Raw genomic sequence first — 24,442 nt, forward strand, 5'->3', positions numbered from 1 at the left:
ACAAACTATACCTCCACCAAGAACTTCAGATCTAAGTACTCGAACAGCAGGAAGAACTCACCCACGACCGGGTGACGGTAGCGGTGGCCGCCTCGGATCTTCTCGCGGACCGGGTGGGTCGCCCAGAGCCGCGCGAAGTCGGGGCTGCGCATGGTCAGCTCGCCGACGAGCGTGGCGAGTCTCTCATCGTTGGGGCTCCGGCTGGCCTCCATCCGCAGCTGGGAGACGAGGTCGCGGGCCTTGCACTCCCACTGGACGTACCGGGCAGCCACCTCGTCATCGAGGAACAGCAGCCGCGCCATGTTGCGCTCCTCGGGCGGCAGCGCGGCGAAGTCGGTGATCAGCGCGGAGGCGAGCGCGTTCCAGGCGAGGACGTCGGTCCGCTTGCTGTAGAGCGCGGCCGGCACGGTGGTGTTGTCGAGGAGCGTCTGGATGGTGGCGGGCACGGCCGGCCCGGTGGCCGCCGGTGCGACCCGCTGCGGCCGAGCGAGGTTGTGCAGGTACCGCCGCTCGGCGGCGTCCAGCGCGAGCGCGGTGGCGACGGCGTCGACCACCTCGGCGGACGGGTTGCGCAGGCGCCCCTGCTCGAGCCGCACGTAGTAGTCGACGGACAGCGCCGCGGCCTGCGCCAACTCCTCCCGCCGGAGCCCGGGGACCCGCCGCCGCCCACCGACCGGCGTCAACCCGAGGTCCTCGGGTTGCCGGCGGGCGCGCCGCGACCGAAGGAAGTCCCCCAGCTCCGACCTGCGATCCATGGGTTCGAGTATGCCGGTCCCGGCGTCCGCGAACCTGGGTCTGTCAAACCCACGGTAGGGCTAACGACTGGGTAAGAACGCGCGAGAGCAAGAGCATCGGTGCCGTCCTTCGACACAAGGAGATCGATGCGTTCGCTACTCATCACCGCCGCACTGGTGGCCGGCCTGGTAGCCGCCCCGACAGCGGCGACGGCCACGCCCCGTGGCTTACCGCCGGTACTGACCCCGGCGGCGGAGAACCTGTTCCCGGAAGGCGTGGCCTGGGACCCGACCCGCCAGTCACTGCTGGTCGGCTCGATAACGAAGCCGGCCCTGATCTCGGCGGTCGGCCGGGACGGCGTGGCCCGAACCGTGGTGACCGACCCCGACCTGCTGGGCTTCGTGGGCATGAAGGTGGACTCGGCACGCAACAGGATCGTCGCCGTGAACGGCAGCCCGTTCCTCCCCGGCCCCAGCTTCCTGGGGATCTACAACCTGCGCACCGGCGCCCGCGAGCGCCTGGTCGACCTGTCCGGCGAGGGCCACGCCACCAACGACGTGGCACTGGACCCGGCCGGCAACGCGTACGTGACGGACACCGGCGCGGGCGCGGTCTACAAGGTGGACCTGTCCGGCCACGTGACCACGCTGGTGAGCGACCCGAGGCTGCTCCCGTCCCCCGGCGCCAACGGCATCGTGTGGCACCCGGGCGGCTACCTGGTGGTCGCCAACTACACGACGGGCAGGCTGTACCGCCTGACCAGGGGACACCTGACCGAGCTGAACGCGCCACCCCTCGTAGGCGCGGACGGCATGGTCCTCCGCCACGACGGCACGCTGGTCGTGGTGACCAACAGACTCAGCGAACTGCCGGGCTCCGTGGTCGCCGTGCACGAGCTGAGCCTGTTCGGGAACAGGGTCGTGCCGCTACGCACAACCCCATGGCCCGACGCCGCTCCGACGACCGCCGCGGACACCCCGTACGGCGTCTACGTGGTGGACGGCCACATCGACAGGTTCATAGCCGGCACCCCGGCCACGGACTTCGTCCTACGCCGCCTGTAACCACCGGGTCCGGTCCAGTTCGAGCGAAAGGGCCTTTCGTCTGTCAGGGGGTCCCCCGGTTTCAACATTACCGGGGGACCCTGACATTTCCGGCCTCGTCCAACACACCTATCCACAATCCCCTCAGAGGTTCCCGAGCAAAAGGCTCACCAACCACCGCCGCGCAACCGACCAACTCCGTCCCACACCGCCTGTAACTACACGGTCGAACGAATTCCGAACGAAAGGACCTGGCGAGTTCAGACGGTCGTAGCATTTGATCTTGGGGTTTGGTGGGGAAGGATTCCCTGTCGTGCGCATGATGTTGACCTTGGCGGATCGGGAGGAGATCTCCCGTGGGCTTGTGGAGTTGTTGGAGTTCAAGGACATCGCGGTTTGGATCGGGCGTGACGCGTCGGTCGTGTCGCGGGAGGTGACCCGTCACGGCGGCCGGGACGGGTATCGGGCCGTGGACGCGGAGCGGGCCGCGGTAGCGGCTCGGTCGCGGCCGAAACCGATGGCTGTTGACCGGTGTCCGCAACTGCTGGCCTCTGTGATCGAGTGGCTGCGTCGGGGCTGGTCACCGGCGTCGATCGCGGGGCGGGTGACGTGTGATCATGGCGGGGTCAGGGATGCTTGCCGGGTGAGTCATGAAGCGATCTACCAGTGGGTCTACGCCCAGCCGGTGGCCACGTTGCGCCGCGAACTTGTCGCGCTACGGACGGGCCGAACCGCGCGTCGTGGGCCACGTCCGGCTCCTGCTCCGCGGATCAAGGAACCCCGCTACCTCGACGAACGGCCCGCCGAGGTTGAGGGCCGCGCGGTGCCTGGACACTGGGAGGGAGACTTGGTGATCGGCAAGGCGGGGAAGACGGCAGTGGCGACCCTGGTCGAGCGGACCAGCCGCTTCCTCATCCTGGTGCCCTTGACCGGGCGGGACTCGCTGAGCGTGAGCGAGGCGATCATCGCCGCCGTCGGCCCACTCCCGGCCACGCTGAAACAGTCTCTGACCTGGGACTGCGGATCAGAGATGGCGATGCACAAGGACGTCAACGCGACCGGATTGCCAGTGTTCTTCGCCCACCCGCACTCACCGTGGGAACGCGGCAGCAACGAGAACCTCAACCGCATCGTCCGCGAGTTCCTCCCCAAAGGCGTCACCATCCCCAGCGACCCGCGCTACCGGGCCGCCATCGCCGCCGAGATCAACGACCGACCCCGTAAACTCCACGCCTGGCGCAAACCCAGCGAGGTATTCACCGAACTCCTCAAATCAGATGCTTCCACCACCTGAACTCGCCCCTTTCATCTGCCAAGGGGTCCCCCGATTTCAACTCTACTAGAGGGCACCGACATTTTTTCGCGCGCACGACGCATCGATCCACAACCTGATCGAGTAGTCCCCGAACGAAAGGATCTTTCGTACATCGGGGGTCCCCCAGCCCAACTTCATGGAAGCGCACCGGCAATCACCGACCGCACGAGCCGTCGAGCCACAACCCGAAGGGTCTGCCGCGTGATTGATGCTTTCCGGCGGTTCGGTTAGTGGGTTTCAACTCCCGGCCAGCGGTCACGAACGTGATGACGAAGGCGTTCAGCACGGATTCCAGTCCATCGGGCGCGGCCGGTTCCGGTGGGGTCCAGCCTGCGCGCCACAAGACCAGGCACTTCGTCGCAGCTTGTTCGGTCGAGAGTGCCCTCGAGCGGCGGATCGCCCGTGAGTAACGAGCATTCGGAGCTTCGACCGCATTCGTCGAGCAAATCATGCGACGGATCTCGGAAGGTTCCGGATCAGGCGCGCAACGCAAGTTTGCAAGATGGTTTACGGCCACACATTGGCCACGGCCTCGGGAGACCTTTCAGGCCGTCTCAGACGAGGAAGAACACCTCCCGAACACTGCCCTTCTTCAGGTCAAGCACGCTCATCCAGAACTTCGTGCCCCGCCGCTGGCGCCCATCCACAGCCCCCAACCCGAACGAGTAGTCCTCGAGCGAAGGTTCCTTTCGTACGTCGAGCGCCCCCGGTTCCGACAGTACTGGCCGGCACTGACAGTTCTGGGCGGCTCGGTCGCGGTGGCGTCGTTCGCTCAGCGCGAGATTGGTGGCGGAGGTTCGGTATCGCGGGACAGGGTGTGCGCATGAGGCTTCTGGTGTTGGGCGGAACGATCTTCGTCGGGTATGCGGTCGCGAGTGAGGCGCTGCGCCGGGGGTATGAGGTGGTGTGCGCGGCGCGGGGCGAGTCCGGGTCGGTGCCGAACGGGGCGACGCTGGTCAAGGTCGACCGGGACGCCGACGACGGGCTCGCCCCCCTCGCGAACGAGAGCTTCGACGCGGTGGTGGACGTCTCGCCCCTCTCCTACCCCTGGGTGCGGCGGGCGCTCGACACGTTCGGCGAGCGCGCGGGGCACTGGACGTTCGTGTCCACGGTCAACGTCTACTCGGACGTCGAGACGCCCGGGCAGACCCCCGCCACCGGCCCACTCGTTCCCGCGCTGCGGCAGCACTCCACTCGCGAGGAGATGATGGCGGCCGGTGAGGAGGGGACGCTGCTCTACGGCGGCATCAAGGTCGCCAGCGAGAACGCGGTGCGCGACGCGGTTGGTGACCGGGCGTTCGTGGTTCGACCGGGGCTGATCACCGGGTCGTGGGACCGGAGTGACCGGTTCGGGTACTGGCCGGGCCGGTTCGCGCGCGGTGGGCGTGTGCTCGTGCCGGATCTTCCTGGTCACCGGATGCAGTTCATCGACGTGAAGGACTTCGCGCGGTGGATCGTGGACGCCGGTGAGAAGAAGCTGGCCGGCACGTTCGACGCGATCGGTCCGCACCGGCCGACGAACGAGATGCTCGAGGAGATCGCGGCGGAGGTCGGCTTCGACGGGGAGTTCGTGACGGCGACCTCGGAGCAGCTGACGGCGGCGGGTGTCAATCCGTGGAGTGGCCCCCGGTCGCTGCCGCTGTGGGTGCCGGACAAGTACGACGGCTTCGAGTCGCACGACCCGACGCCGTCGCTGGCGGCGGGCATGCCGGTGCGACCCTTCGCGGAGGTGGTGGCGGACGCACTGGAGCGCGAGCGTGAGCTGGGCTTGGACCGGGAGCGCAAGGCGGGGCTGTCGCTCGAGGAGGAGAAAGAAGTGCTCGCCAAGCTGTAGCCGAGGTGGCAGTCTCGGGGGATGGCCGAGAGCTTTGACTATGTCGTCATCGGCGCTGGCAGCGCGGGGTGTGTGCTCGCGAACCGGCTGACGGAGGACGCCTCGGCGAGAGTGCTGCTGCTCGAGGCGGGCGGTCCCGACGACGCCGACGAGGTGCACATCCCGGCCGCGTTCTCGACGTTGTTCAAGACCCGGTTCGACTGGAACTACGAGACGGTCGAGCAGAAGCACCTCGGCGACCGCCGCGCGTACTGGCCGAGGGCGAAGATGCTCGGCGGCTGCTCGTCCATGAACGCGATGATCTACATGCGCGGCAACCGGCTCGACTACGACCAGTGGCCGGCGGGCTGGTCGTGGGACGAGGTGCTGCCGTACTTCGTCCGTTCCGAACACAACACTCGGCTGGGCGGCCCACTGCACGGGACTGACGGCCCGCTGCACGTCGAGGACCGCCGGTACACCCACGAGCTGTCGCAGGCATGGGTGGACTCTGCGGTCGCCTGGGGCATGAAGCCGACGGACGACTTCAACGGCGCGACTCAGGAGGGCGCCGGCCTGTACCAGGTGACGTGCCGGCGCGGCCGGCGCTGGTCGACCGCCGACGCGTACCTGCGCCCGGCGCTCTCGCGGCCGAACCTGACGGTCCGGACGTCCGCGCTGGTCAACCGGATCCTGTTCGAGGGCACCCGCGCCGTGGGTGTCGCGTACTCGCGCGACGGCGCCGAACACGAGGTGGGCGCGTCGACCGAGGTCGTGCTGTGCGGCGGAGCGGTGAACTCGCCGCAGATCCTGATGCTGTCCGGCGTCGGCCCGGCCGAGCACCTGCGCTCCCTGGATATCGACGTCGTCGCCCACCTGCCGGGCGTGGGCGAGAACCTGCACGACCACCCGGCGGCGCCCGTGCTGTGGCGCACCAGGGGCACGACGGACCTGGCGTCCCTGGCGACGCCGGCCAGACTGCTGCGCTGGCAGGCGACCGGCCGCGGCCCGTTCGCGTCGAACGTGGGCGAAGCGGGCGCGTTCTTCCACACCCGCGACGGTCTGCCCGCCCCGGACATGCAGGTCCACGCGGCGCCGACGTTGTTCTACGACAACGGCCTACGAGAGTCGACCGTCTCGGGTTTCACCGCGGGCGCGACCCTGGTGGACGTCGCGTCCCGCGGCCGCCTGGTGCTGCGCTCGGCGAACCCGAGGTGGCGCCCCCTGATCGACCCGGCGTACTACTCCGACCCCACGGACCTGGACGCGATGGTGTCCGCGCTGCACACCATGATCGAGATCGCGGCCACCGCCCCCCTGGCGAAGTACCTGACCGAACCGTTCCTGCCGCTGGACGACCCGACCGAGTACATACGGGCACAGACCCAGACGCTCTATCACCCGGTAGGAACGTGCGCGATGGGCATCGGGGAACTCAGCGTGGTCGATCCGACGTTGAAGGTGCATGGAATCGACGGCTTGCGGGTAGTCGATGCCTCGGTGATGCCGAAGGTCCCCCGAGGCAACACCAACGCCCCGACGATCATGGTCGCGGAGAAGGCAGCCGACCTGATCAGGGGCAGCGAAGCCGTGCGTTGAGGAACGGATGTTCGATTCATCCACAGGTTTGTCCACACCTGTGGATAACTTCTCCCGGCCATGCCGGCACGAGCACCACAGCACCCACTGACCGTCGTCCCCGGCCGTACGGTCGAGACTGCTGACACTGCCACCGGCGAGCGTCTTCTCCGGTCAGGGCGATGTGCACTCTCCTCAGGAGCCGCGCTTCACCGGCGCACGCCGACAATGCAACACCTGCAACACCTGCAATTGCCCCAATGGAGTTAAGTCCGAGCGAAAGGGACTTTCATGCGCCCAGGGGGTCCCCCGATTTCCACGCTACCAGCAGGGGCCGACAATTCCTGGGTACTTGAGTCCGTTGCCGCTGAGACTGTGGATAACTCGGCCTAGTTGTGGACAACCAGGGCTGAGCGTCACGGCAGAGAGGTCTCGTCCGCTACTTCACAGCGGATCAGGGACCGCTGGGGCTCGCCACCACCGCGTCTGCCCTCACCGAGCCGAGCAACCGCGGCCCAGACGTACGGCTCGGTGCGCGTCGCCGCGACGTGCGGGATGAAGTGGTGGATCCTCGGGGAGATGCGGAACCTCAGGCGCATCCAACACTCCGACGCGGCAGACGGGTGGCGGCCGCCAGGGTTCAGCGGCGTTTGCCGTGCAGCAGGGTGATCAGCTTGGCCACCGTGGCGTCCGTCTTGGCTGTGCGGTTGAACGTGGTCAGCAACAGCGGCGCGCGGAACCGCTGCCGGGCGATGGCCTTCGGGCGGGCGAACTCCTTCAGGCCCTCCGGTCCGTGGATCCGGCCGAAACCCGACTCGCCGATGCCGCCGAACGGCAGGGACGGGATGCACGCGAACGAGATGACCCCGTTCACCGCGGTCATGCCCGAGCGCAGCCGGCGCGCCAGCTCCATGCCGCGGCGCTTGGAGAACACCGTCGACGCCAGGCCGTACTTGGAGTCGTTGGCCTTCGTGATCGCCTCGTCCATGTCGGCGACCTTCGCGATGGTCAGGGTCGGGCCGAAGGTCTCCTCGCGGACCGCCGCCGAGTCCTCCGGCACGTCGACCAGCACCGTCGGCTGTACGAACCGCTCGCCGACCGCCTGCGGGCCGCCCACGAGGGCACGGCCGCCACGCGACAACGCGTCCTTGATGTGCCGCTGGATGATCGCGAGCTGGCCCGGCATGGTGATGGGACCGATCTTCGCCTCCGCGTCGTCGCCGGCGCGTACGTCCTGGGCGATCTTCACGACCTTCGACAGGAAGTCGTCGTACACCCGTTCGTGCACGTAGACGCGCTCGACGCCCACGCAGGTCTGGCCCGCGTTCGACATGCCGCCCCACACCGCGGCGTCGGCCGCCGCGTCGAGGTCGGCGTCCGCGTCGACCAGCAGTGCGTCCTTGCCGCCCGCCTCGATCAGCACCGGTGTCAGCGTCTCCGCGCAGGCGGCCATGATCTTCTTGCCGGTGGCCGGTGAGCCGGTGAACGCGAGCTTGTCGACGCCGGACCGGCACAGCGCGGCGCCCGTCTCACCGAAGCCGGTGATCAGCTGGAACACGGGGCGTTCCGGCACGACCTCGGCGAAGCTGTCGGCCAGCCACCTCCCGACGCCCGGCGTGTACTCGCTCGGCTTGAACACGACCGCGTTGCCGGCGGCGAGCGCGTAGGCGATCGAGCCCATCGGCGTGAACACCGGGTAGTTCCACGGGCCGATGACGCCGATGACGCCCAACGGATGGAACTCGACCGACGCGGCCTGGTTCGCCATCAGCAGGCCGGCGGAGCGGCGCTTGCGACCGAGCACCTTGGGCGCGTGCTTCGCGGCCCAGGAAGTGTGGTCGATGGCCAGCACGATCTCGAGCATGGCGTCGGCGTGCGGCTTGCCCGTCTCGGCGTGCACGACCTCGGCGAGCTGCGCGGCGCGGCGGGTGATCACGCCCTTCCAGCGCTGGAGCCGTTCGGCCCGCCCGTCGAAGCCGAGGCCGGCCCACCACTGCGCTGCTTCGCGGGCCCGCGCCACCGCGGCGGCCACGTCCTCGGCGCTGTGGACGGGGTAGGTGCCCACGACCTCGTCGGTCGCGGGGTTCAGTGAGTCGAAGGTGTCCTGCTGCGCTTGGACGGCGGTCATCATCGGCCTCCCTTGCTGGCAGCTTCGCGGAACTTGCGGGGCCTGCCGCCGCTTACGCTACCCGTCGGTAGCGTTTGTCGCGACGGTCAGTTGGCTAGCCTGGCGGCGTGCAGATCGTTCACTACGGACACTCGTGCGTGCTGGTCTCGACGGACTCCGCGCGGCTGCTGTTCGACCCCGGCGCGTTCTCCAGCGGCTTCGAGTCGGCCCGCGAGCTGGACGCCATCCTGATCACCCATCAACACTTCGACCACCTGGACGGCGCCCGCCTGCCGGCGCTGGTGGAGGCCAACCCGAACGCGGCTCTGGTCGTCGACGAGGACACCGTGCCGGAGCTGGAGAAGCTTGGCCTCACTCCGACGTCGGTCGCCCGGCCAGGTGATGCGCTCACCATCGGTGACACAGCGGTGAACGTGGTAGGCGGCCGCCACGCCACGATTCACCCGGACATGCCCCCGCCGACCAACGCCGGCTACGTGGTGGACCACGGCGCGTTCTACCACCCGGGCGACGCCCTCTTCGTGCCCGAGCAGGAGATCGACGTGCTGGGGCTGCCGTTCAGCGCACCGTGGGCGAAGACGGCGGAGTTCGTCGACTTCCTGCGTGGGGTGGCGCCGCGGGTGGCGGTGCCCATTCACGAGGCACTGCTGAGCGAGATCGGTTTCCAAGTGAACCAGAACTTCGTGACCAACCTGGCGCCGGACTCGGAGCTGCGGCTCCTGCCCCGAGAGGTGGCGACAGCGGTCTGACCACAGTTGTCCACAGCTGTGGACAACCTTGTGGATGATTCGAACACGCGTTCCTACCGTGTTGGCTGCCGTTCGCTGAATGCCCAGCGTAACGGCGGCTTTGGACTGTCGGGCACCGTCTGGGGACAGCCGCCGAGTTGTCCACAGGCAAGGTCGGCAGGAGCCGGGATCGTGCCGGTTCCGAGCTGCGATTGGAACTGTCCCAGGGACGCCGGGTTGGCCTCCGGCCCCGGTTTCCAGCCTACGGCAAGGCGCCGACAATTTTCGCGGCCGCACTGGAGTTATCCACAGCGACCGGGGTTATCCACATATTAGCCGCGTTCGGTGATCGACGGCCTGAATTGTCAGCGCCTCCTGGTAGCGTTGAAATCGGGGGACCCTGGGGCACGAAAGTCCCTTTCGCTCGGACTTAGAGTGCCTAACAGTATGCGTAGTTTGTCGCGTGCCGTTGTCTTCGCTGTTCGATACGGGGTGTCCTAGAGTCGCCGCATGAGACGACGGACAGGATTGGCGGTAGCTGGGGCAGTAGCCCTGGGCTGGGGAGAATGGTTGAACTGGCGTTGGTCTCGAACTCTCGTGGGGCAAAGTGGGGGCGTCTCCGAGGCGGTGGTCGTGCTGGGGTACCGGAACCGCCAAGCGACGGCGAACTTCGTCAACCGCTGGCGAGTTCGTGCTGGCCTTCGCTCTGTGTCCGCCGACAACGGGCGGGACACGCGCGTGATTTTCAGCGGCGGCGCGACCAGCTCCGGTGCTGCGGAGGCTGAGTTGATGGCTGATTACGCGAAGTCTGTGCTCGGGTTCGACGGCACAGTGTTCCTCGAAGACCAAAGTAGAACGACATGGGAAAACGTCACGAACGTGATCCCGCTACTCGAGGACGTCGACCGCATCAAGATCGCTTCTCAACCAGCTCACGGGCTCAAAGCCCGCGCGTACTTGCGGCGGCAGCGGCCTGATCTTGCCGAAAGGCTCGTGCTCGCGGATGACTACCATCCCGGCGAGTGGCTGATCGTCAAACCGCTGCTGGCTCTGTACGGACTGTGGACGCTCCGCGGCCTCAAAGACGACGAACGGAAGATCTCACTCTAGCCAGCCGCTGTCGCACCGGCGTCAGCAGCGGTGGCTATTGAGCCGACGCCAGCAGATGACGGCACAGGCCAGGCGGAGAAACGCTTCGTGGATATCGTCACCGACCTCCCAGCGGATGCGCAGGCGGCGGAACCAATGCGACAGCGCGAAACTCTGCTCGACCACCCACCGGTACACACCCAGCCCGGAACCATGCTCCTCACCCCCGCGAGCGATGACCGGCGTGATTCCGACGTCGCGGACCTGCTTGCGGTACTTGTCGTGGCCATAACCGCGATCGGCGTAGATAACGTCCGGTCGGTGCCGAGATCGGCCCACGCCGACCCCGCATCGGCGGGATGGCCTGGATCAGAGGCATGAGCTGGGTGACCTCGTCGCGGATGCCGCCGGTCAGCGACACCTGCAACGGGATGCCGTGCGCTTCGGTGATCAGATGATGTTTCCAGCCAGCTCGGGCACGGTCGACCGGGCTCGGTCCGGTTTTGGGCCGCCTTCGAGGGCTCGGACATGCGAGCCGTCGATCACCGCCCTCGACCAGTCCAGGGCGGCGTTCAACTCGCCGAGCAGTTGCTCGTGCAGACGTTGCCAGACACCGGCGTCGTTCCAGTCCCGCAGCCGCCGCCAGCAGGTCATGCCCGACCCGAAGCCCAGCTCCTGGGCCAGGAACTCCCACAGAATGGCCCTGCACAGCAAGAACAGGACGCCGCACAGAACTTTCCGGTTGTCCAGGCGCTCGAGGCCGGGATGGTCGGTGCGTCGCGGGACGACCGGCAGCAGCGGCTCGATCCGTGCCCACAACTCGTCGAACCCGATCCACGGAGGCTGCTGACCCTTCCTCACGCACTAACCAACAAGCTCCTTGACCAACCTATCCCAAGATCCATTTCGTTAGGAGTTCTCAACCCGATCGGGGCTGTGGACAGCTTGAGAGAGAGCCCGGAATTGTCGGCGCTCGCTGGTAGTGTTGAAACCGGGGGTCCCCCGGGCGTATACGAAAGGGACTTTCGTTCGGGTTTTTTTGCGGGGATTAGCTTTTGGGGTGCGAATTGTCGGGGGGCGGCGCTAGGCTGCGTTTGTCGGGTCCAGATGGACTTGATTGGCTGATACCTCGCCTGGGTCTCGTGGGCCGAGCCGTGGTGGGGCGTGTCCAGGCCAGTTAGGGCGTTGAGTACTTGTGGCGCTGTTGAGCAGCGCGGGAAGGAGGCGTTTGGGCGGTTGTCTCAGGCGGCGCGGGCTGTCTGGGTGGTGAGTAGCGCCGGATAGGTGACGGGGGTGGCGTCGTGGTGTAGGGCGATGTCCACCGCGTCCAGGAGGGCCTGGCGGGGGCCCGAGCGGGACAGGTCGGCCGTGTCGACGGCCAGGCGGACCAGGTGGCCCTTGCGGGCTGCTCGGGCCGCGCCCATCACCAGGGCGAAGCACCACCACGGCTCGGTGCGTTCGCCGAAGCCGAAGCCCTGTACGCGTCCTCTGTGAACGTAGTCGGTGCGCAGGTCGCGGATGCCCATCAGGTCCGCGCACAGGATGAAGCCCTTGTGGCGCAAGGCGAGCACCGTGCCGGGAGAAGCCACCCAGCGGGGTGGGACGAAGGCGTCCGTGTTCAGGTTCAGGCGTTCCATGGTGGTGGCGGACGCGGTCAGGCGCAGTTTCGCCTCGTGCGCGGGTAGGGAGGCGAACTCGGCACGCCGGCGGATCGTGCGGGTGCGGGTGTCGGCGGGGTGGTCGTAGCCGTGTTGGAGCAGCGCGTTTCCGGCGGCCTGCTGCTCGCGCACCCAGTTGAGCACCATTCCCGGCTGGTCGGCGCCGGCGATCTTCGGCGCGAACAGCATCGAGAACGGCACGCCTCGTACGGACAGTTCCTTGCTCAGGTCGGCGGCGCGGTCAAGGGTCCAGGCGTTGATCCCGGACAGCGACACCATCAGGCGAGCGGACACGCCTCCCATGACGACATGCATGGATGACACCTACCTGACGGGAAGGTGACGTGTCGCCGAACTACGGTCCGGTTTCACTCGGAATTCATGCGTGCCACGAGTGGGTGACATCAGCCGGTCCGGCCGACCGTAGAGTTCGGCCGTGGCCTATGACTGGATCTCGTTCACGACCGACTACGGAATCGATGACGGGTTCGTCGGCGTGTGCGAGGGGGTCATCGCGCGGATCGCGGCCGGGGCGCGGGTCATCCACGTCAGCCACACCGTTCCGCCGCAGGACGTGCGGCGGGGGGCCGCCGTGCTCGCGCAGACCGTGCCGTACCTGCCGCCGGCGGTGCACCTCGCGGTGGTCGACCCCGGGGTGGGGACCGACCGGCGAGGTGTGGTGCTCGTGGCGGCGGACGGCGTGCTCGTCGGGCCGGACAACGGGCTGCTGACGGCCGCCGCGGACGCGCTCGGCGGGGTGCGTGCGGCCCACGAGCTGGTCGAGCCCGCCTACCGGCTGTCGACGGTCTCGGCGACGTTCCACGGGCGGGACCTGTTCGCGCCGGCGGCCGCCCATCTGGCCGCCGGGGTGCCGGCCGAGCGCCTCGGGCCGGCGGTGGACCCGGCCACGCTGGTGCGGTTGCCCGAGCCGGAGACGGTCGTCGAGGCGGGCAAGCTGTCGACGGAGATCCGGTACATCGACACCTTCGGCAACATCCAGCTCGCCGCGACGGGTGCCGACCTGCAAGCCAGCGGGGCGGCCCTGGGTGCCACCGCGCATGCCAATCTCAACGGGCGCTCGGCGAAGGCCACCGTCGGTCGCACCTTCGCCGACACCAGTCGCGACGGGTTGGTCGTGTACGTGGACTCGGGTGAGCGGGTGGCGCTGGCCGTCAACGGCGGCTCGGCCGCGAGCGAGTTCGGGGGCAAGGTCGGGGATCCCGTGTTGCTCCTGTTCGCGCGGTAGCCGGCGGCCGGCGCACTGGCGGCTAGTGAAGCGCGATCTCGTCGCCCACGTGGATGTCGCCCGGAGTCGTCACCGCCACCTTGATGCCGAAGCTCACGCCGCCGTCCGGTTCCCGCCGGTAGTCGGCCAGGGTGCGGAGGGGTTCCGGGCCCGCGGACGTGCCCGTCGGCTGGTCGACCATGGTCACCCTGCAGCGGACGTCCGGTTTCACCCAGCGCAGCCGCGCCGTACCGATGGTGAAGTCGCGGATGGTGTCCTCGGTGTACGGGGTTTCCCAGCCCTTGACCACGATGTTCGGGCGGAACCTCGCCATGGGAACCGGGTCGGCGCCCTTCTCCAGGATCCGGGCGTTCAGGTCGTCCAGGGAGGACAGGGACGTCAGGTGCAGCGGCGTCGAGTCGGTGAACGTGATCGAGCCGTGCCACGCGTCCACGGCGCGCTCGTGGTCCGGGGCCACACGCACCAGCCGCAGGGACTCGCCTACCAGCGTGCTCGCCCACTCCGCCGCCTCGTCGCCCTGGTCGACGGCCTCGCCCTGCCAGACGCCGTGGATGTCCACCGTCAGGCGACGCCCCTCCTCACGGACGTCCAGTGCCATGGCCTGGACGTCCGGGGCGCTCAGCGTCAGCTTGTCGCCCTCCTCCGTCAGCTCCGGGCGGATGATCGACAGCTTCGGCGTCTTGCGCTGGCTGCGGAACACGCCGTCGGACGCGCGGACGAACATGAACGAGCGGTCGTGCAGCACCCCCGTGCGCTGTACCCGCGCGCGTGTCATCGACGTACCCGCGCAGCCCTTGACCGGGTACAGGATCAGCTCCGAAACAGTCGCCACGGGATCGAGGGTAACCGGGCGCAGCCGCCGGAACCGTGTGTTTCCGAGCGCCGCGCGCTCAGAGGATCGCGGCCGGCGCGTAGACCGCCGCCTCCGGGAAGCGGGCCACGACCTCCGACACGCGCTTCACCACCGCCGCCACCTGGGCGTTCGCGACGCCGGTGAACGGGAGCCGGTCGGCCAGCAGCTCGTCCAGCCGGGCGCGGTCGAGGGGGATCCGCGGGTCGGCGGCCAGGCGGTCCAGCAGGTCGTTCCGCTCGACGCCCTGCTCGCGCATGGCCAGGGCCACCGCCACGGCGTGTTCCTTGATCGCCTCGTGGGCTGTCTCGCGGCCCACGCCGGCCTGCACCGACGCCATCAGGACCTTCGTCGTCGCCAGGAACGGGAGGTAGCGGTCCAGCTCGCGGGCGATCACGGCCGGGTACGCGCCGAACGAGTCGAGCACGGTCAGGAACGTCTCGACCAGGCCGTCGAGCGCGAAGAACGCGTCCGGCAGGGCCACCCGGCGCACCACCGAGCACGACACGTCGCCCTCGTTCCACTGGTCGCCCGCCAGCTCGCCGACCATCGACGCGTAGCCGCGGAGGATCACCGCGAACCCGTTCACACGTTCGCTCGACCGGGTGTTCATCTTGTGCGGCATGGCTGAGGAGCCCACCTGGCCGGGGCGGAAACCCTCGGTCGCCAGCTCGTGGCCCACCATCAGCCTGATGGTCTTCGCGAGGCTGGACGGTGCGGCGGCCACCTGTACCAGCGCGGTCACCACGTCGTAGTCCAGCGAGCGGGGGTACACCTGCCCCACGCTGTCGAACACCCGCGTGAAGCCCAGGTGGCGGGCGATCGTGCGCTGCAGCGTGTCCAGCTTCGCCACGTCCCCGCCCAGCAGGTCCAGCATGTCCTGCGCCGTGCCGACCGGCCCCTGGATGCCGCGCAGGGGGTAGCGCGCCACCAGCTCGTCGAGGCGCTCGAACGCGACCAGCAGCTCGTCCGCCGCCGACGCGAACCGCTTGCCCAGCGTCGTGGCCTGCGCGGCCACGTTGTGTGAGCGGCCGGCCATCACCAGCTCGCTGTGCTCGGTCGCGAGCGTCGCCAGGCGGGCCAGCACCGCGACCGCCCGGTTGCGGAGGTGCTCCAGCGACCGGCGGATCTGCAGCTGCTCGACGTTCTCCGTGAGGTCCCGGGACGTCATGCCCTTGTGCACGTGCTCGTGACCGGCGAGCGCGTTGAACTCCTCGATCCGGGCCTTCACGTCGTGCAGCGTCACCCGTTCGCGCGCCGCGATGGACGACAGGTCGACCTGGTCGATCACCCGTTCGTAGTCGGCGATCGCCTCATCGGGGACCTCGATGCCCAGGTCGGCCTGCGCACGCAGCACGGCCAGCCACAGCCGGCGCTCCAGCACGACCTTGTGCTCGGGCGACCACAGCTCGGCCAGCTCGACCGAGGCGTAGCGGTTGGCCAGGACGTTCGGGATGCGTGGCTTGGACGTCACGCACCCAGCCTAGAGCCCCAGATCAGGGTCGATCGCGAGCCTCGTCAGCTGCTTCTGGCTCACCGGGATGGTGGACATGGTCTTCGGGGTGCCGTCCAGCTGGTAGTTGTACGCGGCGATCTCGACCACGCTGCCGTTCTTCCGGAGGTGGTAGACGGCCGAGATCTTGCCGCCCGCCACGAACTGGTTCAGGTCCTCGACCCCGGCCACCAGCGGTCCGCCGTCCTGCTCGCCGATCTGCTGGCAGGTCTTCTCCGCGCACGCCGTGGTGAGCAGGTCGTCCGCGCCGCCGGGTACCCACACCTGGACCACGACCGAGTACACCGCGCCGTCGACCGTGAAGTTGAGGGTCCCGTTCACGCTCGTCTGGTTCTCGTAGTACTCGCCGGTGGCCTCACCGCCGAACTCGCTGACGTCGATCCCCGTCGCGTTCGACAGCACGGACGGCGCGATCTTCCGCAGGTGGAGGGTCATCTGCCTACCGCGGTCGCGCAGCTCGTCCGGCGTGTAGTGGACCGGCTGGACGTTCGGCGGCGGCCAGTCGATGTGGGACGGCGTCGGTGTCGCGGTCGTGGTCGACGCGGCGGCCGAGGAGGACTGCTGCCCCGCCTCCACCTGTGCCGGGGGCCGGCCCAGCGCGACCGGGAGGGCCACGGCGGCCACCGCGACCGCCACCGTCGCGGCACCGGCCGCCATCAGTGCCCTGCGTCGCCTGACCTGCTGGCGCGCGACCGTGACCAGCGCGTCCGGGTCGAAGTCGAGCGGCGGCTCCTCGGCGACGGCGTCCCTCAGGCCACCGCGAACGTCTTCCTCACTCATGACGCGACCCTCCCCACCAAATCCGAGACCGAGCTCCGCAGCGCGTTGAGTCCGCGGGCGGTCTGGCTCTTGACCGTTCCCTCCGAGCACCCCATGACCTCCGCGGTCTCGGCGACGGACAGGTCGTCGAAGTACCGCAGGACCAGCACCGCGCGTTGCCGGGGCGGCAACCGCAACAGGCCCCTGTGCACCAGGTCGCGTGCCCACAGCCGCTCCGGGCTGTCCGCCGGGCCGCGTGCGTCGTCGTGCCGTTCCGGGACCATGGCCTCGGACTGCTCGGACCGCCGCCACGGCCGGCGCTTCTCGTCCAGCCACGTGCGCAGCAGGACCGTCCGGCTGTAGTTCCCCAGGCTCTCGTCCTTCTCCACCCTCGTCCACGAGCGGTAGATCTTGATCAGGGCGCTCTGCATCAGGTCCTCCGCGAGATGCCAGTCACCGCAGAACAGGTACGCCGACCTGCGCAGTCGTGCGGCGTGCTCGACCGCGAAGGCGCGGAAGCTTTCCTCGTCCGGCTGTCGCATGGGCCCCCTTTCGCCCATTACCCACGACGCGGAGGCCGTCAGGGTTGCAAGTACTCGCGAAGCATGCGGCGCGCGTCGGCGCGGGGGTCAGGGTTCACCTCGATCAACGCGTTGACCACGGCGCCGTCCACGAGCGCGATGAGCTGCTCGATGCGGCGCGCGTCGACCGGGGTGCCGGAGCGCGCGAACACCTCGGCCAGCAGCGCACGCAACTCGGCGCCGAGCGTGCGCATCAGGGGCCGCAGGTAGGGGCGGCGGAACGTGGCGACCAGGCGTTCGTACCGCAGCAGGACCAGTTCGGCGTCCCGTTCGGCGGCGGGTGGGCCGAGCAGTTGGTCGAGCACGAGGTCGATGACGGAGTCGAGGTCGCGCCGCTCGGCCGGCAGCGCCTCGAGCAGCTCACGGCCGCGGACCAGCTCGGCCCGCGCGTGGTGCTCGACCGCCGCGGTCATCAGCTCGTCGAGCGAGTCGAAGTAGTAGGTGGTGGACGCCAGCGGCAGACCGGCCCGCTCGGCGACGGCACGATGGCGCACCGCGTCGAAACCGCCCTCGACCAGCAGCGCCGCCGCGGCCGCCAAGAGCGACTGGCGACGCCGCTCGCCCTTGGGGGTGCTGGCGGCCGTCATGGCGAAGAATCGTACGGCTCAGTAGATTTTGGCGACTTCCGTGGCGAAGTGGTTGAGGTCGGACTCGTAGGGCGGACTGTCGCCCTGGCTCGTCGGCTCGCTCACCACCAGCACCTGCCGGCCGTCGCTGGTCGTCGCCGTGGCCTGGGCGCCGTCGGCGCTCATGGGGGAGAGGGTCGTGTCGCTGGCCGACACGAGGACGACGCTGATCGTGCCGTGCGCCAGGTTGAACGCGGCACCCGAGTCCTCGGCGCCGCAGTCCAGCGTGACCGGCACCGCCTGGGCGGCCTTGACGTGAGCGGCGGCCGGGAGCTCGCCCGCGAGGGCAGCAGCGAGCTCCCGGTCCACCTGTTCGCACCCACTAGGAGTGCCGGTGGGCCCCGCAGGCCCACCATTCCCGTTCGGAGTGGCCCCCTGCTTGGCCGACCCCGTCGGGAAGTCTTCATCGCCACGCTCCGTCGGCGCGGCCACTTTTGCACCCTCGTCTGGTAACTCGTCTGGAGCAGCGTTTCCGTTACCGGATGAAGCAGCGCTGTTTGCGCTCATCGAATCCGGGGACGAACCCTGCCCTGTCCACAATGCCACGCCCAGGGCCGTCGCGCCCGCCAGTACGGCCACACCAAAGGCTGAACCTGTGAGTACTCCGTTCCGGCGACGCACACGCTGACGTTCTGACTCTCTGGTGACATCGTCGCGCGTGAAGGTCGGCGGCGGGGCGTCCGCGACCGCGTCCTTCAGCAGCTCAGCGAGCTTCTTCTCGTCCATTCCGCCACCTCCTCCCACGCTCATGAGGCGGACCTCAGGTCGTCCAGGGTGCCGCCGAGCGCCTGGCGCAGCGCCGTCAGCCCTCTGGCCGTCTGGCTCTTCACGGTGCCCTCGGAGCACTTGAGCGCCTTGGCCGTGGCCGCGACGTCCAGTCCCTCGAGGTACCGCAGGACGAGCACCGCGCGCTGGCGCGGCGGTACCGCCCGCAGGCCGTCGAGCAGCGCGGACCTGGTCGCCACGGAGTCGCCGACCTCACCGTCCGACGACGGCGTCTCCGGCAGCTCCTCGACGAACCGCTCCCGCCGCCAGGGGCGCCGAGACTCGTCGATCACCGCGCGCACCAGCGTCCTGCGGACATAGGCGTCCAGGGCCCCGCGGTCCCGGATCTTGCGCCATCGCCGGTGCAACGCGACGAACGCGGTCTGCGCGAAATCGTCCGCACGGTGCCAGTCACCGCACAACAGGTACGCGGACCTCCGCACGGCGTCTCGCCGAGCCGCGAAGTACTCCGCGAAGTCCTGCTCATCGCGCTGCTCCACGCGGGCTCTCTCTGCTCGTCGTCTGCACACGGGGGACGGGAGATACGGGGTCTACGGTTGCACGCCCGCCCACTGTGACTTACACCACCCCCGTTCGAGTTCGTGTGGGCACCCCCGCCGACCGGCCGACCCCGGTGTGGTGTGATCGGATCGTGACCAAGGTGCGGGAGATCGATCTTCGTTCGGACACTGTCACCCGACCGGACGAGCGGATGCGGCTCGCCATGTCGCGGGCCGAGGTCGGGGACGACGTGCTCGACCGGGACCCCACGATGCGTGCCCTCGAGGAACGGGCCGCCGACCTGCTCGGCGTCGAGGCCATGCTGTGGGTGCCGACCGCGAGCATGGGCAACATCATCGCGTTGATCTCTCACCTGCGCAGGGGTGACCGGTTCCTGGCACCCCGCCTCGCGCACGTGCTGGAGAACGAGCTCGGCACGGCGGCGTGGCTGGCCGGCGGCATGCCGGAGGCCGTGGAGTGGGGCTCGTGGCCGGGCCGCATGCCGGTCGAGGCGGTGCGCTCGGCCGGTCGCACCGGGCCGTACCACACGCTGCGCACCACGCTGTTGTGCCTGGAGAACATGCACAACGGCGCCGGCGGCACGGTCACGCCGCCGGACGAACACGCGAAGCTGGTCGCGACCGCACGCGACGTCGGGCTGAAGGTCCACCTGGACGGCGCCCGGCTCTGGCACGCCTCGGTCGCGCTGTCGGTGCCGCCCGCCGCGCTGACGGTCGGGGTGGACACGGTGCAGGTGTGCCTGACCAAGGGGCTGGGCGCGCCGATGGGCAGCCTGGTCGGCGGCTCCGCGGCGTTCGTCGACGAGGCGCGGCGGATCAGGAAGATGCTGGGTGGCGGCGTCCGGCAGGGCGGCATCGTGGCCGCGGCCGGGCTGATCGCACTGGACCGGATCCCCGACCTGGCCGAGGACCACGTCAACGCGCGGACGCTCGCGAACGGGCTGGCCGAACTCGGTTGGGAGGTCGACCAGCCCGAGACGAACATCGTGCTAGCGGGGACGCCCGACACCGAGGCCTCGCTGGCCGCGCTCAAGCGCGTCGGTGTGCTCGCCGTCCCGATGAGCGGCAAGGTGCGGTTCATCCCGCACCGCGACGTGACGGCCAAGGACATCACCGAGGTCCTTGGCCGGATCGCGACGCTCTAGCGGATCTGCCTGCGGTTGGAACCGGCCTGGATGGCCTTGTAGCCCACGTAGCCGACGGTGACGACCGCGGCCGCGACGAGCAGGAAGCCCACCACCTTGAATATCGCGCCGATGATCCAGAAGGCCGCCCAGATGACCAGGATCGCGCCGGCGATCTTCAGCAGTGTGTTCATTGCTTTCCTCCCCTGAACCGGGCTTACCCGGCTGAACGAATGGCGCTCGCCGGCAGTTCCTTCAGTCAACCACCGGTGTGGCCCCGAGACATCGGGGAATCTCACCGGTCTTGGTCTCAGGGTGTGAGCCAGTTGCCCAGCCGTTCGAGACCGGTCTCGACGTCCTGGGTGGGACCGGCGAAGGAGAACCGGACGAAACGATGGCCCAGCTCGGGGTCGAAGTCGATGCCGGGGACGATCGCGAGCCCGGTCTCGGCGAGCAGGCGCTGGCACCAGGACATGGTGTCGGTGGTCAGGTGGGACACGTCGGCGTAGGCGTAGAACGCGCCGTCCACCGGGGCGACCCTGTCGATGCCCAGCTTGGTGAGGCCGGTGACCAGCAGGTCGCGGTTGTTCCGGTAGTGGTCGACGTGGGCGTCGAGCTCCGCGTACTGGAACGCGGCGGTCGCGGCGTGCTGCGCGATGGCCGGCGGGCAGATCGTGAAGTTGCCGGTCAGGCAGTCGACCGCGCGGAACAGGCGCTGCGGGACGAGGAGCCAGCCCAGCCGCCAGCCGGTCATGGCGAAGTACTTGGAGAACGAGTTGACGACGACGGCCTCGCGGGAGAACTGCCAGGCCGACGCCGGCGGGTCGGCCGTGTACGAGATGCCGTGGTAGATCTCGTCGCTGACCAGCTGGACGTCGTGGTCGGCGCACCAGCCGGCGATGGCGGCCAGCTCGCCGGCCGGCATCACGGTGCCGGTGGGGTTGGCCGGCGAGGCGATGATGAGGCCGTCGAGCGGACCAGCGTCCGCCACCATCTGGACGGTCGGCTGGAAACGGGTGTCGGCGCCGCAGGGCAGGTCGACGACCTCGCAGCCGAGGGCCTTGAGGATGTTGCGGTAGGCGGGGTAGCCGGGGCGGGCCAGGGCGACGCGGTCACCGGCGTCGAAGGCGGCGAGGAAGGCGAGGAGGAAGCCGCCGGATGAGCCGGTGGTGGCGATGACCTCCGACGGGGTGACGTCGAGGGCGTAGCGCCGGTCGTAGTGGCCGGCGATGGCCTCGCGCAGCTCGGGGATGCCGAGCTGCTCGGTGTAGCCGAGGGGGCCGTGGAGTGCTTCGGCTGCCTTGTCCAGCACGGCTTGCGGCGCGGGGGCCGACGGTTGCCCGGCGGCCAGCGAGATCACGTCCCCGTGCGCACGCTGCCTGGCGTTGGCCGCGGACAGCACGTCCATCACGTGGAACGGCGGGATGTTCGCTCGAGCGGCGACGTTCAGCATGGTCACCAGCGTGCCTCACCCGACCGTGGCAAGCACGTGATCGCCGGCGCGGCGATCAGTAGCCGACGTAGGAGCCGCCCGACGCCGTGGCCTTGATGCCCGGCACGTTGGCCAGCGAGCCGTACCTCGAGACCGCGTAGTTGACCCCGGCGCAGATGTTGTCCACCGGGTTCCAGATGTCGCCGTGGCCCGGCAGCTTGTACGAGTTGAACGTCGGGTCGATGGTCTGCATCAGACCCTTCGACGGCGTGCCCTTCGCGGCGTTCGAGTCCCAGTTGTTGATCGCGTGCGGGTTGCCGCCCGACTCGTGCTGGATGATCTGCCAGATGCGCTGGGCGTCGGCGTCGCTGACGTTGATGCCCTGCTTGCGCAGCTCCTCGATCGCCTCCTTGATCCACTCCTGGACGTTGCCAGGGGGCGGGCCGCCGGCTGGCGGGCCACCGGACGAGCCGAGGCCACCGCCACCGTGGTAACCGCCACCTCCTCCACCACCACCGCCGTGTGACGAGCCGCCGGAGTGGGACGCGGTCTGCTGGATCGGCCGCTGGGTCTGGGTCGCGTTCGCGTTCGCCGGGGCCGTCTGCGGCTCCGGGGTCTCCTTCCAGTCGATCGGCTGACCCGGCTGCGGGACGAACGGCTGGGTGTTCGGCTGCGGGAGCGAGGTGAACCTGCTGGCCGGCGACTTGCTCGCGTTGATGGTCTTGAGCGCCGCGCTGAACGTCTCCTCGGTGCCGTTGAGGTGGGTGTCGATGTCCCCGGCCGCCGACTTGCACACCCTGGTGGTCATGGCATCGAAGTCGGCCGTCGACGCTTTCGGGTTGTTGGTGGTCCAGTTGCGGATCTCGGTGAGCGCCTGGTCGCAGCGGGTCGAGATGTAGCTCTTCGCGCCGGTGATGGCGTTGGCGACGTTCGTGAGCGCGGTCGCGGCGTTGGACATGGCCGTGCCGACGTCCGAGCCCGCGGTCTTGAACTTGTTCATGTAGGCCACGAACTGGTCCGCGGACGCGCCCTCCCACGCCTCGTCGAGCTTCGTGACGGCTCCCGTCACCTCGCCGCTGTAGGTCGACACGTTGGTCGCGGCCATGGACAGCTTGCTCGCGGCCGTGGTGACCGCCGAGGCGTCCGCGTCCTTGATCTTCGCCACGGCCGTCGTGACCGCACCGCCGCCCGCGTAGCCGGCCAGCGTCTCCGCCGAACCCACTGTCGTCCCCTCCTAGACCTGCACGTACCGGGGCTGGTACCTGCGCTTGCCCTCGTCCTCGTTGTTCTGGACCGTCTGCAACACCGCGTCGAGCGAGCCCGCGACGCCGCCCAGCCGGTCCTCGGCGGCGAAGAACTCGTCGTGCATCACGTCGTTGAGGGCGTCGAGCGCGGTGGCCAACCCCGCCGAGCTCGGCAGCGTGCCGAACGTGCTGGCCGACGTCGTGGCCGAGCCCCCGTCCGGGAACGAGTCGGAGATCGAGCCGAACTTCGGCTTGTAGTCCTGCGCCTTCGAGATGAGGCCGTTGATGGCGTCGATGTTGTACTTGGTCATGTCCCACCCCCTTCGCACCTCGTCCGACGGCCGTGACCCCGCCGCGGTTCCCTCACTTTAAGCCGGTCACACCTCGGCCATGAGCTCTTCCACGCAGGTCGCCAGGCGCCGGCTGTCGGCGGGGGTGACCGTGCTCCACATGCGACCGTCGTTGTTCGGCTTGGCGAGGTGGACGTAACGCCCGCGCGGGGTGTCGTGGAAGGCGACGAGCCGGTCCGCCCGCCGCATCCGCTGGTCGCGCTGCATGCGGGTGACACCGAACTGCCCGCGCACGTTCATGTCGCGCACCATCTCCGCCATCGTCTTGGCATCCGGTCCGGCGACGCCCCGACCGGTCAGCTCGGCCGCGAAGAGCCGCACGTCACCACGCGCCTCGGCATCCGCGGCGGCGAGCACCTCGGTCGGCACGCTCACCGACAGCCCCGGCCCGGCCACCACGTCCCCCGCGATCGACACGGCCGCATCGGCGATGGCGGTCTCCCGGGCGGGAATGAGCCACACCTCGGGCCCGTCGACGGCGGCGAGCAGCGCGTTGTGCCCGGCGAGGACCGCGAGCGAGGAGATGCGGTGGTCGGTCCACACCCAGCTGTCGATGGCGAGCTGGTGGTGGGCGAGCAGGTTCAGCTGGTCGGCCAGCTCGGGCACGGCGCGGTCCCGCTTGGCGAGACCCTTCTGCTCGAGATCGTCGAACGCCTTGGCGACCAGCTGACGACGCTCGGTGTGGGTGCGGCCCGGGCTCGGCACGGTCAGCGCCTCGTGCTTGGCGGGAAGCCCCTCGGACTCCCAGAGCACGTCGAACTCGAGCTTGGAGAGGACGATGCTGCCTTTGGTCATCTACTCGTCGTCGTCATCGCCGATCGACTCCGGCGCGACGATCCGGTCGTCGTCGAACACGTCGCTCGACTCGACCCCGTAGCGCCGGACGTGCTCCAGGTCCTCCTCGCCGTCTTCCTTCTTACCGGCGGCGGCCGGCTGCATGATCGAGTTGCCCGGACGCCCGGCCTTGGCGCCGAACCGCTCGGCGTTGCGTGCGGCACGAGCTTCCTCTTCGGGAGCGGTGCCGAGGGGGGTGCCGTTCTTGGCCGGTCCCCGCTGAGCCGGGTTGCGCGAGAGGCGTTCCTCTTCCGCACCAGCGCCGGCACCACTCGCCCCGCCGGCACCGAGCGCCGTGGTCGCATCGGCCATGAGCAGGGGATTCGCGGCGGCCCGCAGAGCCGCGGGAAGCGGGCCCGCGGTGGTGGGGAAGGAGGGGGTGCCACCGGGGAAGGGACCGGTGCCGGTGATCGGACCCGTGCCGACGGGCGGATTGGGGCCGGTGGTCGGGATGGGGCTGGTGCCGCCGCCAGGGCCACCGCCACCGCCGGGAATGAAGGAGGTACTCCC

At 69.2% G+C, this 24,442-nt stretch carries 24 protein-coding genes and 3 pseudogenes; 8 read left to right on the forward strand and 19 right to left on the reverse strand.

Annotation, left to right across the window (positions count from 1 at the left end; translation table 11 throughout):
- Window positions 1-5: 5 nt before the first annotated feature.
- Window positions 6-755 (reverse strand): helix-turn-helix transcriptional regulator, encoded by a 750-nt coding sequence (locus tag ACJ73U_RS22700; protein WP_407779701.1) that lies wholly within the window; start codon window positions 753-755, stop codon window positions 6-8.
- A 126-nt stretch (window positions 756-881) separates the two neighbouring features.
- Between ACJ73U_RS22700 and ACJ73U_RS22705 the strand changes: the two genes are divergently transcribed.
- Together ACJ73U_RS22705 and ACJ73U_RS22710 are read left to right on the forward strand one after the other, a co-directional pair.
- On the forward strand, window positions 882-1,799 hold the full coding sequence (locus ACJ73U_RS22705) for an SMP-30/gluconolactonase/LRE family protein (RefSeq protein ID WP_407779702.1): 918 nt from the start codon (window positions 882-884) through the stop codon (window positions 1,797-1,799).
- A gap of 298 nt (window positions 1,800-2,097) precedes the next feature.
- Window positions 2,098-3,072: an IS30 family transposase gene (locus ACJ73U_RS22710; protein WP_407779724.1), complete on the forward strand. Its 975-nt coding sequence runs from the start codon at window positions 2,098-2,100 to the stop codon at window positions 3,070-3,072.
- A gap of 248 nt (window positions 3,073-3,320) precedes the next feature.
- On the opposite strand, the pseudogene ACJ73U_RS22715 reads toward ACJ73U_RS22710, so the two are convergent.
- Window positions 3,321-3,745, reverse strand: a pseudogene (locus tag ACJ73U_RS22715) (transposase); the annotation flags it as partial.
- A gap of 171 nt (window positions 3,746-3,916) precedes the next feature.
- Between ACJ73U_RS22715 and ACJ73U_RS22720 the strand changes: the two are divergent.
- Window positions 3,917-4,927, forward strand: coding sequence for an NAD-dependent epimerase/dehydratase family protein (locus tag ACJ73U_RS22720; RefSeq protein WP_407779703.1), 1,011 nt, complete (start codon window positions 3,917-3,919; stop codon window positions 4,925-4,927).
- 21 nt (window positions 4,928-4,948) lie between these two features.
- The gene (locus ACJ73U_RS22725) at window positions 4,949-6,505 is read left to right on the forward strand and encodes a GMC family oxidoreductase (RefSeq protein ID WP_407779704.1); all 1,557 of its coding nucleotides are present in this window, start codon (window positions 4,949-4,951) and stop codon (window positions 6,503-6,505) included.
- A 395-nt stretch (window positions 6,506-6,900) separates the two neighbouring features.
- Here the strand turns inward: ACJ73U_RS22725 and ACJ73U_RS22730 are convergent, their stop codons facing one another.
- Entirely contained in the window at window positions 6,901-7,083 is a 183-nt protein-coding gene (locus ACJ73U_RS22730) for a hypothetical protein (protein WP_407779705.1), read from the reverse strand.
- A gap of 41 nt (window positions 7,084-7,124) precedes the next feature.
- Entirely contained in the window at window positions 7,125-8,612 is a 1,488-nt protein-coding gene (locus ACJ73U_RS22735; protein ID WP_407779706.1) for an aldehyde dehydrogenase family protein, read from the reverse strand.
- 107 nt (window positions 8,613-8,719) lie between these two features.
- On the opposite strand from ACJ73U_RS22735, the gene ACJ73U_RS22740 reads away from it, so the two are divergent.
- Both ACJ73U_RS22740 and ACJ73U_RS22745 read left to right on the forward strand, forming a co-directional pair.
- Window positions 8,720-9,361 (forward strand): MBL fold metallo-hydrolase, encoded by a 642-nt coding sequence (locus ACJ73U_RS22740; RefSeq protein WP_407779707.1) that lies wholly within the window; start codon window positions 8,720-8,722, stop codon window positions 9,359-9,361.
- A 489-nt stretch (window positions 9,362-9,850) separates the two neighbouring features.
- Window positions 9,851-10,450 (forward strand): YdcF family protein, encoded by a 600-nt coding sequence (locus ACJ73U_RS22745; protein WP_407779708.1) that lies wholly within the window; start codon window positions 9,851-9,853, stop codon window positions 10,448-10,450.
- Between the two features lie 21 nt (window positions 10,451-10,471).
- On the opposite strand, the pseudogene ACJ73U_RS22750 reads toward ACJ73U_RS22745, so the two are convergent.
- Window positions 10,472-11,263 (reverse strand): annotated as a pseudogene (locus ACJ73U_RS22750) (IS5 family transposase).
- A gap of 407 nt (window positions 11,264-11,670) precedes the next feature.
- Window positions 11,671-12,402, reverse strand: coding sequence for a DUF2334 domain-containing protein (locus tag ACJ73U_RS22755; protein WP_407779709.1), 732 nt, complete (start codon window positions 12,400-12,402; stop codon window positions 11,671-11,673).
- 121 nt (window positions 12,403-12,523) lie between these two features.
- Here ACJ73U_RS22755 and ACJ73U_RS22760 point away from each other — a divergent pair, with 121 nt between their 5' ends.
- On the forward strand, window positions 12,524-13,333 hold the full coding sequence (locus ACJ73U_RS22760; RefSeq protein WP_407779710.1) for an S-adenosyl-l-methionine hydroxide adenosyltransferase family protein: 810 nt from the start codon (window positions 12,524-12,526) through the stop codon (window positions 13,331-13,333).
- 22 nt (window positions 13,334-13,355) lie between these two features.
- On the opposite strand, the gene ACJ73U_RS22765 is transcribed toward ACJ73U_RS22760, so the two are convergent.
- The 7 genes from ACJ73U_RS22765 to ACJ73U_RS22795 all read right to left on the reverse strand — a co-directional run bounded on the left by ACJ73U_RS22765 (window position 13,356) and on the right by ACJ73U_RS22795 (window position 18,927).
- On the reverse strand, window positions 13,356-14,165 hold the full coding sequence (locus ACJ73U_RS22765) for an MOSC domain-containing protein (RefSeq protein ID WP_407779711.1): 810 nt from the start codon (window positions 14,163-14,165) through the stop codon (window positions 13,356-13,358).
- 58 nt (window positions 14,166-14,223) lie between these two features.
- The gene (gene purB / locus ACJ73U_RS22770) at window positions 14,224-15,657 is read right to left on the reverse strand and encodes an adenylosuccinate lyase (RefSeq protein ID WP_407779712.1); all 1,434 of its coding nucleotides are present in this window, start codon (window positions 15,655-15,657) and stop codon (window positions 14,224-14,226) included.
- A gap of 9 nt (window positions 15,658-15,666) precedes the next feature.
- Window positions 15,667-16,476 (reverse strand): hypothetical protein, encoded by an 810-nt coding sequence (locus ACJ73U_RS22775; RefSeq protein WP_407779713.1) that lies wholly within the window; start codon window positions 16,474-16,476, stop codon window positions 15,667-15,669.
- A complete protein-coding gene (locus tag ACJ73U_RS22780; RefSeq protein ID WP_407779714.1) occupies window positions 16,473-16,997 on the reverse strand; it encodes an RNA polymerase sigma factor in 525 nt (174 codons plus the stop codon). The genes ACJ73U_RS22775 and ACJ73U_RS22780 overlap by 4 nt, the downstream gene beginning before the upstream one ends.
- Before the next feature lie 38 nt (window positions 16,998-17,035).
- Entirely contained in the window at window positions 17,036-17,623 is a 588-nt protein-coding gene (locus ACJ73U_RS22785) for a TetR/AcrR family transcriptional regulator (protein ID WP_407779715.1), read from the reverse strand.
- A gap of 18 nt (window positions 17,624-17,641) precedes the next feature.
- The gene (locus ACJ73U_RS22790) at window positions 17,642-17,971 is read right to left on the reverse strand and encodes a hypothetical protein (RefSeq protein ID WP_407779716.1); all 330 of its coding nucleotides are present in this window, start codon (window positions 17,969-17,971) and stop codon (window positions 17,642-17,644) included.
- Between the two features lie 437 nt (window positions 17,972-18,408).
- Window positions 18,409-18,927 (reverse strand): SigE family RNA polymerase sigma factor, encoded by a 519-nt coding sequence (locus ACJ73U_RS22795; RefSeq protein WP_407779717.1) that lies wholly within the window; start codon window positions 18,925-18,927, stop codon window positions 18,409-18,411.
- 152 nt (window positions 18,928-19,079) lie between these two features.
- Here ACJ73U_RS22795 and ACJ73U_RS22800 point away from each other — a divergent pair, with 152 nt between their 5' ends.
- A complete protein-coding gene (locus tag ACJ73U_RS22800) occupies window positions 19,080-20,093 on the forward strand; it encodes a threonine aldolase family protein (RefSeq protein WP_407779718.1) in 1,014 nt (337 codons plus the stop codon).
- Here the strand turns inward: ACJ73U_RS22800 and ACJ73U_RS22805 are convergent.
- The 6 genes and pseudogenes from ACJ73U_RS22805 to ACJ73U_RS22830 all read right to left on the reverse strand — a co-directional run.
- Complete coding sequence (locus ACJ73U_RS22805) at window positions 20,090-20,266, reverse strand: hypothetical protein (RefSeq protein WP_407779719.1); 177 nt, start codon at window positions 20,264-20,266, stop codon at window positions 20,090-20,092. The genes ACJ73U_RS22800 and ACJ73U_RS22805 overlap by 4 nt on opposite strands.
- A gap of 116 nt (window positions 20,267-20,382) precedes the next feature.
- Window positions 20,383-21,525 carry a pyridoxal phosphate-dependent aminotransferase gene (locus tag ACJ73U_RS22810; RefSeq protein ID WP_407779720.1) on the reverse strand — a complete coding sequence of 381 codons (1,143 nt, stop codon included), beginning with the start codon at window positions 21,523-21,525 and terminating at the stop codon, window positions 20,383-20,385.
- A gap of 55 nt (window positions 21,526-21,580) precedes the next feature.
- Window positions 21,581-22,726: a transglycosylase SLT domain-containing protein gene (locus tag ACJ73U_RS22815; RefSeq protein ID WP_407779721.1), complete on the reverse strand. Its 1,146-nt coding sequence runs from the start codon at window positions 22,724-22,726 to the stop codon at window positions 21,581-21,583.
- A 12-nt stretch (window positions 22,727-22,738) separates the two neighbouring features.
- Window positions 22,739-23,059, reverse strand: coding sequence for a hypothetical protein (locus tag ACJ73U_RS22820; protein WP_407779722.1), 321 nt, complete (start codon window positions 23,057-23,059; stop codon window positions 22,739-22,741).
- Window positions 23,060-23,125: 66 nt separating this feature from the next.
- Entirely contained in the window at window positions 23,126-23,893 is a 768-nt protein-coding gene (locus tag ACJ73U_RS22825; RefSeq protein WP_407779723.1) for an ESX secretion-associated protein EspG, read from the reverse strand.
- Window positions 23,894-24,442: pseudogene (locus ACJ73U_RS22830) on the reverse strand (hypothetical protein); the annotation flags it as partial.

Origin of the sequence: Actinophytocola sp. (assembly GCF_045807065.1) — a bacterium.
GTDB lineage: Bacteria > Actinomycetota > Actinomycetes > Mycobacteriales > Pseudonocardiaceae > Actinophytocola.